The 7,945-nt window shown below is 34.7% G+C and carries 8 protein-coding genes; 4 read left to right on the top strand and 4 right to left on the bottom strand.

Features of this window, described 5'->3' with window-relative positions; translation table 11 throughout:
- Positions 1-1,951, bottom strand: a 1,951-nt coding sequence (gene mobH / locus ABT56_RS22425) for a MobH family relaxase (protein ID WP_047881143.1), incomplete at its 3' end; no start/stop codon positions are given.
- 199 nt (positions 1,952-2,150) lie between these two features.
- Here mobH and ABT56_RS22415 point away from each other — a divergent pair.
- Positions 2,151-2,582 (top strand): PD-(D/E)XK nuclease family protein, encoded by a 432-nt coding sequence (locus ABT56_RS22415; protein ID WP_047881141.1) that lies wholly within the window; start codon positions 2,151-2,153, stop codon positions 2,580-2,582.
- On the opposite strand, the gene ABT56_RS22410 is transcribed toward ABT56_RS22415, so the two are convergent.
- The 3 genes from ABT56_RS22410 to ABT56_RS23445 form a co-directional block, all read right to left on the bottom strand.
- Complete coding sequence (locus ABT56_RS22410; RefSeq protein WP_047881140.1) at positions 2,576-2,815, bottom strand: hypothetical protein; 240 nt, start codon at positions 2,813-2,815, stop codon at positions 2,576-2,578. The genes ABT56_RS22415 and ABT56_RS22410 overlap by 7 nt on opposite strands.
- A 112-nt stretch (positions 2,816-2,927) precedes the next feature.
- Entirely contained in the window at positions 2,928-3,143 is a 216-nt protein-coding gene (locus ABT56_RS22405) for a hypothetical protein (protein ID WP_047881139.1), read from the bottom strand.
- Positions 3,140-4,291: a ParB/RepB/Spo0J family partition protein gene (locus ABT56_RS23445; RefSeq protein ID WP_053062610.1), complete on the bottom strand. Its 1,152-nt coding sequence runs from the start codon at positions 4,289-4,291 to the stop codon at positions 3,140-3,142. Before ABT56_RS23445 ends, ABT56_RS22405 begins: the two co-directional genes overlap by 4 nt.
- A gap of 652 nt (positions 4,292-4,943) precedes the next feature.
- Here ABT56_RS23445 and ABT56_RS22395 point away from each other — a divergent pair.
- The 3 genes from ABT56_RS22395 to ABT56_RS22385 are packed head-to-tail and all read left to right on the top strand — an operon-like array spanning position 4,944 to position 7,744.
- On the top strand, positions 4,944-6,146 hold the full coding sequence (locus ABT56_RS22395; RefSeq protein ID WP_047881138.1) for a ParA family protein: 1,203 nt from the start codon (positions 4,944-4,946) through the stop codon (positions 6,144-6,146).
- On the top strand, positions 6,146-7,246 hold the full coding sequence (locus tag ABT56_RS22390) for a hypothetical protein (protein WP_047881137.1): 1,101 nt from the start codon (positions 6,146-6,148) through the stop codon (positions 7,244-7,246). Before ABT56_RS22395 ends, ABT56_RS22390 begins: the two co-directional genes overlap by 1 nt.
- 51 nt (positions 7,247-7,297) lie before the next feature.
- Complete coding sequence (locus ABT56_RS22385) at positions 7,298-7,744, top strand: GNAT family N-acetyltransferase (protein WP_047881136.1); 447 nt, start codon at positions 7,298-7,300, stop codon at positions 7,742-7,744.
- Positions 7,745-7,945: the final 201 nt, after the last annotated feature.

The raw sequence follows: 7,945 nt of genomic DNA, 5'->3' as shown, positions 1-7,945 counted from the left end.
GTACCGCCTCGGCCCCGGTATTTATTTTCTTAATTGGTACGTATTGCTGATTGTTAATACGCACTGTTCCTACGTTATTGATATATACAATAAGGTTACTTTTCTCAAAACGTTTCAACCCTTCTGATTTTGCAACTTGTGAATCTTCTGTAGGATTACCATTTGTATCAAAATAAAAACATTTAGGGTATGGGACGTAAAATCGATCTGATTCTTCTATAACATTGGACTTATCAAGTTGTTTAATGCAATTGTAAACATAATCAATATCACTTTGATGATCATTGATTTCAACCTGATTACCAATTACATCATTTCTCAAACAACTAGATAAATCTTGTTTCTTATATGCACATATAACATCCGCAATTCTTCTTAGTGAAGTTAAATCAGTTGCTACAGAACTAGTTTCTGATTCACTTTGATTACCAACTACTACAGAACTAGTTTCTGATTCACTTTGACTACCAGCTGCTACAGAACTAGTTTCTGATTCATTTTGACTACCAGCTGCTACAGAACTAGTTTCTGATTCATTTTGATTACCAACTACTACAGAACTAGTTTCTGATTCACTTTGACTACCAGCTGCTACAGAACTAGTTTCTGATTCATTTTGTTTATCATTAGTAATGATCTTAGGAATAGAACTATCGAGCTTGTGCTCTTTAACTGGTATCTTAGTAGATAATGGTTTGTTATCCATGTCATTAGATTTAATAGCTAAATCTTTTATCTGATAAAGGCGACTGCTATTACAAACAACATCATCTATATTTTTAAATTTAATACATTTTATTATTATTTTCTTATTATCATCGCTTAAAATCTCTGGCTGTATTCCATGTAAATACTCACCATCATCATTCAACTCTATATATCCATGCTCATATAACATTCTAGCTATATTTTCTGTCGCTTTTGGATGCTCAACACCAAATTCTGTCAGTTCACTTGATACATCAGGGAAAGCATGTTTCCAAGATACATATATATGATCATTGCAATACCATACAAACTCGTCACGTTTGTTTATTAACCATTTGTTACTATTTATAAAATACCTTATTGTTGAAACAACTAATTCTTCAATCGGCACACGCACTTTCTCACGAGACAAATTAACCCTACGGTTCAAATGATCTTCTCGTACAGATTGAACATCTGCTTGGATTACTATATCAGTAACAACACTATCTGAATTAAGACCCGCAATTGCTTCTAATAAGGCATTATTGATGTCCTTACCGTCCCATGCTTCTTCAACCCATTGAAAGTACGATAACGGTATTAGTGATCGTAAAAATGCCAATGCCGTATGTTTATGGTTTTGATGTCGATTCGGTGTCCAACGAATGAAATATCGTTGAATGTCATTTTCAACTGCCCATTGATAAATAGTTTGATTGCTATATGCCTCCCAACGAAGACCATTTTCACTTTCAATAGTCATATCGCTTACAACCTTACCAGCATCGTGATATAGGCCAGCCAAAATAGCAGCAATACGCCAACGTGAGTTAGCCAAATTGGTTTCTGCTGCATTGGCATTTATGCCTCGAAAGTGAGTAATAAATGAAAGCCTCAAAGCTCTTTTTGCAACATCTACAGAATGATACGCGAGCCCTCCCGCTGTATTATGATGCCTATATTCCGATGCGGGAACCAAATGGACAAACTTAATAAGATTATGAAAAGCAGGGAGGATGCATTCATCAAAAATTTTCTTATCAATATTCAATTCATTACGAATAATTTGAATATCATTCTCAAAAATATCAATAATTTCATCATCTGAAATGCAAGGTAGGCCATCAGGTTCAATTAGATAGTTATTTAGGATATGACCTGATTTTCTTATAACCCCCTCCGCTCCAAAATTTCTATGTTTTGATTTAACAGTAACTTCATTGTTTTTAAAAAAACCACGAAAAAAATTTTTCCATGTCATACATAACCTTTGCTGTTGATAAATTTAAGATATGATATGTATAACACCATTAATACATATCATATTGAAATGAAAAATATAAACGTTACTAAAATTGCTCATGAAATGACAAATGATAAAAACATTAGAAAAACATTAGGAATTATAAAGCACTTCAATTTCTTTTTGAATAACAAAAAATTTTTTGGAGATCGCAAAAATGCGACTAAAAAAACTAATTAGCCTCATTATAAAAATAATCTTATTCCCTCTACCTAAAAGTAGATTAAAAATCAAGCTTCGCTTGTTGGCTTTCCAAATGGAAGATAATATGCCATTAAGGTTACTTGGATGTCAGTTATTTTTAAACGAGGAAAATATCTCGCATGGAGGGATTTCCGGTAGGCCAGATCAGGTCTATCAAACAAAAAGAGGGGAACTGGTGATAGTTGATACAAAATCTCATAAAATTGTTACATTGACAGATCAAATCCAACTATCACTCTATGCTTTCATTTTATCTCGTAAAGGTTTTAATGTTAGTTCAAATGCATACATCAGATATTGCGATAATAATTTCCGCGTTAAATATAAACGCATTCCTCTGCTTTCTCCTGCATTATCACAGGAGCTTTTAAATCATTATTATTGATAAGCTGGGTTGTTGATAAATGTTTCATAATCTCTATGATTATTAAAGCAATAAATAGCTGATTTTGTTATAACCATTCGCTCACCTCTCCCTCCCAGAACTAGCGTTTGATAACCATATCGAACGCTTTTCCTGCATTCAGCTTTACCTTGTTGTAGTTTAAGTAATACTTTTTCGGCTTTCTTAATTAGAGTCGCTGGGGCCCGTTTAGGGAAAATAATATTATGTGTCATTTGATCAATCCTCTGTTATCTCATAAATATAGATTACCAAGCAATTGATTTTTTCAAACATAAAAAAACGCATGAATCGGGAAATTCATGCGCAAAATATCACTTATATTTATCAGCTAAATAGTTTCGCATAAGCACGTAGACTATGTTTATAGCTCACTATTTTTCTTACCACTCTATTTACAGATGGTGTTTTTATTCCGAGCTCTTTAGCTGCACTAACCTGAGTGTATTCCTGAACCAACACCAGCTCTGCCGCTAACACCGATTTTGATGAGGGATTCAATCCTTTAAGTTTGATAATGTATTTAAATTCTACAGATGTCATGCAATAGCTTCTTGCTGTGAAACATTTACATTATCCTCATTGGCCGCACATGGTTCTTCATCTTTATTCTTTTGTTGCATTGCATCAGCAACAACTTGATCAATTCTACTATTATGTGCCGTAATTTCATCCAACTCACTAAGTATCGTCATCAACTTCAATGCTTGCTCACGGGGCAAATCAAATTTAAATGAATCAATATCTTCATCGACATTTTCCCCGGTCATTTGTGGTGCTATTTGCTCACCAATAAGGTTAATCACAGTTGACATATTTTCAACTAAGGTAGCAGCTGGTTTACGTTTACGCGTTGATGCTCTTGCGGCCCGTGCAGCCGCTTTATTAGCCTTTTCTACTTCTTTAGCTGCCTTAATTTCTTCTGGTGTTAACTCTTGCCCTTCTTTATCTGAAAAATCACCATTAACGCCAATTTCATTAGCATTAATTTCGTCTTGTTCATTTGTCACTACGATTGTTCCAGCCTCGACTTGTGCCATAGCACAGGCTTTTTGCAATCCCTCATCACGAATGAGTTTAACTACACGGCTAGCACTGATTTTTCCATCTTGAACAAGGTTTTGGACTGCTTTATCAGCAGTAATCAACAATAATCCATTAGAAATATTAGCATCAGACACACGTAAACGTTGTGCGATTTCATGGTTACTATAACCCATTCCTTTCAACCGCTGATAACCAAACGCACGATCAAGTTGATTTAGATTCACACCCTGAGAGCTGGTAAACATATGGAAAACTTTGTCTCCATCATTACCTTTGAAAATATTATAAGCCAGAATAATTTTATTACCTGACCTTTTTTCTGCTCGTTTTGCTCCCATGTATCGAGTATGTCCATCTACAACCTTTAGATAAAGCACACCATCAATCTCTACCACTTCAACATCAAGAGGTGGAACATAAATGCCATTTTCATAGGAGTACGCAAAACCTTCAATTTGTTCTTCTTTATAAGTTTGGCGGATATTAAAACCTTCTTCGATAAAGAAGTAAGACAAATCCGCAACTTCTCGTGTTACTTTCCCTGTTTGAGTTTCACAGTTTTTGCAGACCTCAGCAAACTTACGTGCAGAATAACCAGTTACAACAACGTTTAATTTTTTTTGCTCGTCATTAGAAAAAGACATAAATATTCCCTGATTAAAGTGATAAAAATTAATAGTATTTTTATGTAGCTAAAGTATCACGCCAATTTAGCCTCTAACAGCTAACAACTTTATATTTTTTGTGAACCTCGTCTTAATTGCATTTAAAAAATGCCGAATTTTTACTGTTAAATTCAACAATCGATACATCATAAGTGCGAAGAATGTCATATAACGTAGATAAACTTATAAAAATTTCTTGCTCTTTTGAGACTTGCATATGCCACCGATTTCCCATCCGAGTACATTCAAATTCATTATCTAAATGCACATGCCGCAAAGAAAGTCTATTAGTAAATCGACTCCCATACTCGTTGAGAATGTCGATATAGCTTAGATTTGGCTTCACAAATTCTCGATTAGACACACAAACAACTGCATTCTTCATAGACAACCATAACTATTGATGTTTAGTTGATAACATTTGCTGAACATGCGCTGTCAAAATCATGCAAACACTCAATCAATCACATGCACAACAACTCCTACTTGCCTGTTCGATTCACCTTACATTTTCACTATAACCCAAAGTGAAAAAGTTCAAACATAAAAAACAAAAAAGATTTACTGAAAAAAAATCTTTTACTGAAAAAAAATGTGTTAATATTGATGAAATAATTTCAGGAGAGCAAGAATGAACGCACAATCAACTCTAAGAACACTGATAACCTTGGCTGCTACTGCTAAGGAAAACACCATTAAACAAAACTCTGTAATCTTAGACGGCGCTGATGCACCAAATGGCCTATTCTATCGCCAGTACAATACAAATGAGGCTCGTAAAGCTGTTGTCGTTGGCGATATTCCTCTTACATATGGTCGATTTAAAAGCGTCTGTCAGGAGCTTAACATCAGTTGCATTGGCAACAATACTATTGTTGATATTCGCGATATCAACATCATCCGTGATCATCTATACCCTGAATCACGTCAAAAAAAAGTTCGTAATAAAGCTGCTATCTATGCTGTATCTAATCTCAAAGGCGGCACAGGTAAATCAACCACAACAGCTACATTGGCTACAGGTCTTTGCACGGAAATAGTAGAACGAAAATTCAGAGTATTAATTATTGACCTAGATCCACAGGCTTCGCAGACTTCATTATTCTTTCCAAATTTTGATAACGAAAGTGAACTCACAATCGGTGATATCGTTTGTGAGAACTATATAAAAAATGAGAATCAAACTGATGCTGATATCATTAGATCATGTGTAAAAGAAACAAACATTCCAAACTTGCATGTTTTGCCTGCGTCAGAAAATGACCGGAATGTTGAATTGTTCACGCGTGAATTGCTTCAAAAAAATCCTCAATATCCAGTTCATAAACTACTTGAACCAATAATCAGTGTATTGTCAGAGGATTATGATGTCATCCTAATTGACACCCCACCAACATTTAATAATTTAATGCTTGCTGCACATTATTCTGCTGACAATATTATTGTCCCAGTACGACCATCAAAACTAGACACTGATAGCACTGAAAAATATCTTGAATTCCTTGCGCGAATCTACGGCATCCTAGTTGAACTGGGCCATAAAGGTTATAAACACATCAATGTTCTGCCAACAGCGGTAAATGAAACATCAAAAACACAAGTACGCATTGCGAATTCACTAAGGGCAGCATCCCCGTATAACAGTTTTGCAAATAATTTTATCTATTCAGAAGCTGTTCTTCGCCTACAAGAACTAAAAGGTACGATTTACTCATATTCATTATCTCAAGGTCTAATTACGAGAACATCACTTAAAAACGCGCAAGATTCATGTTTTATGCTAATTTCTGTACTTGCCGAACAATTATTCGAACAAAACGAGGCTGATCAATAATGAATACAATCCGTAAGAAGAACACACAAAATCTAACAGGGGCATACAAAAATCTCCTAAATCTCGATAACACTCCGTTGTCAGATGAAAAATTAAATGAGTATGCTAAAAAGTTTCAAAATGACATTAATTCTTCATCAACAGGGGTCATAAGTAACGCAGAAAAAATAATGCAGGAAAAGCCTATACGGCTTAAATATAATGGGAAAGAGTATGACTTTACGCTTAGTGTTATTCCGAGTGCAGATATTCTAACTCAGACAATTGTACTGTCTGATATTAACTCACGATTTCAGTCAGACGTTTACCTAAATGAGTATTCAGTCAGTGACTTAATAAATGATTTAGGTGATGGACAAAAGGGGCAGACTACTCCTGCTATTGGCTATATTGACCCAGATACTGGAAAAATTATTGTCGTCAACGGTAGTCGCCGTCGATTAGCTTGCCACTATGCAAAAGCTGATTTTTTAATTCTGGTATGCAATGTAAAAATCGAGGTAGATACAGCTAAAGGTATTTCAGATAGTAGTAACATATCGAAACCACTTTCACTTATTGAAATTGGTCATATATATATTAATGAAATGGAAAATCTAAAAATTTCCTCTCAAAATGAATATGCACGACTACAAAGAATCCCAAAATCAACAGTTTCTGTTGCAATTAAAGCGGCAAAAATATCTGATGATATTTATTCGTTATTTCCTTCACCTACAGATCTTGGCCGAAGGATCATAACTCAACTTGATAAGATTCTCTCAGATATCAATCCTGAAAACATGTCAGACTTGATTTTAGAAGGTAAAAAAATCAGAAAAACAACTTTAAGCTTTGGAAATAATAGAGACTTAAATGCAACACGATTGAATACTGAATTTTTTACATCTTTTTCTATGTTCGCGAAGACATTAAGCGTCGATAATCTTGACGGTGTACAATCACGTAATAAGCCAAAATCTCAAACTCTAAATGATCAACAAACTCAGGTAATTGTGACTGATAAGGATGACAAGCTATCATTGTCATTTGAAAAGTTAACCCCAGAAACAAAAAATAAGTTAATCAGCTTATGTCAAGAATTGGGTATTAACATTTAAAAAGTCATTTTTCTATAATATTACACATGTAAAAATCAAGGATACTCGAAAATGAAAATTGAAGTAATACAAGGGAAAAACGATTTAGATTCTTACATTTCCGCACGGGCTGGAATAGTAAAAATTTATAATGAATCAAATCCATTTCATGCAGAACAAGAGATAACAGATAAATCTTCAATCTCAAATCCCGAGTATCTTTTTGCATTTAAAATTTCAGGTGAAAATTCTGGTATTATTATTGAAAGACTAATTGGTAATGAACAATTTGCAGTAATTTGTTTTGCTGCAATTGAAAAAGAACATCGTAAACAAGGGAAGTGTAAAAAGCTTATTCAATATGCTGAAGAATTTTTACTGAGAAAAAACTTTCATTTAGTCGGCGTTCAATTAAATCAACATGACAATCATCAATATTGGCATAAATATAATTATGTTATGCCTGTTCAGATTGGTGAAGCAGGAGGCTTAATAAATCCATCTCTTTTTGAGAGTTAGTTAAATACGATGATTTTATAAAAAAGCTGCGTAATCGCGGCTTTTTTATTAGGTTTGCACCGGGGCCAACAATTGCAGCTCACCAGATTGCCGGGAACCGTTCGCACGGCGAACACCCGTAGGAGTGCCGGGAACCGGGGGCCCGTTCGCACGGCGAACACCCGCAGGAGTGCCGGGAACCGGGGCCAAACAATAACAGAA

Origin of the sequence: Photobacterium aquae (genome assembly GCF_001029445.1) — a bacterium.
GTDB classification, from domain to species: Bacteria; Pseudomonadota; Gammaproteobacteria; order Enterobacterales; family Vibrionaceae; genus Photobacterium; species Photobacterium aquae.
The sequence above is the reverse complement of the archived record's forward strand: the minus strand, read 5'-3'. Positions and strand labels throughout refer to the sequence as shown.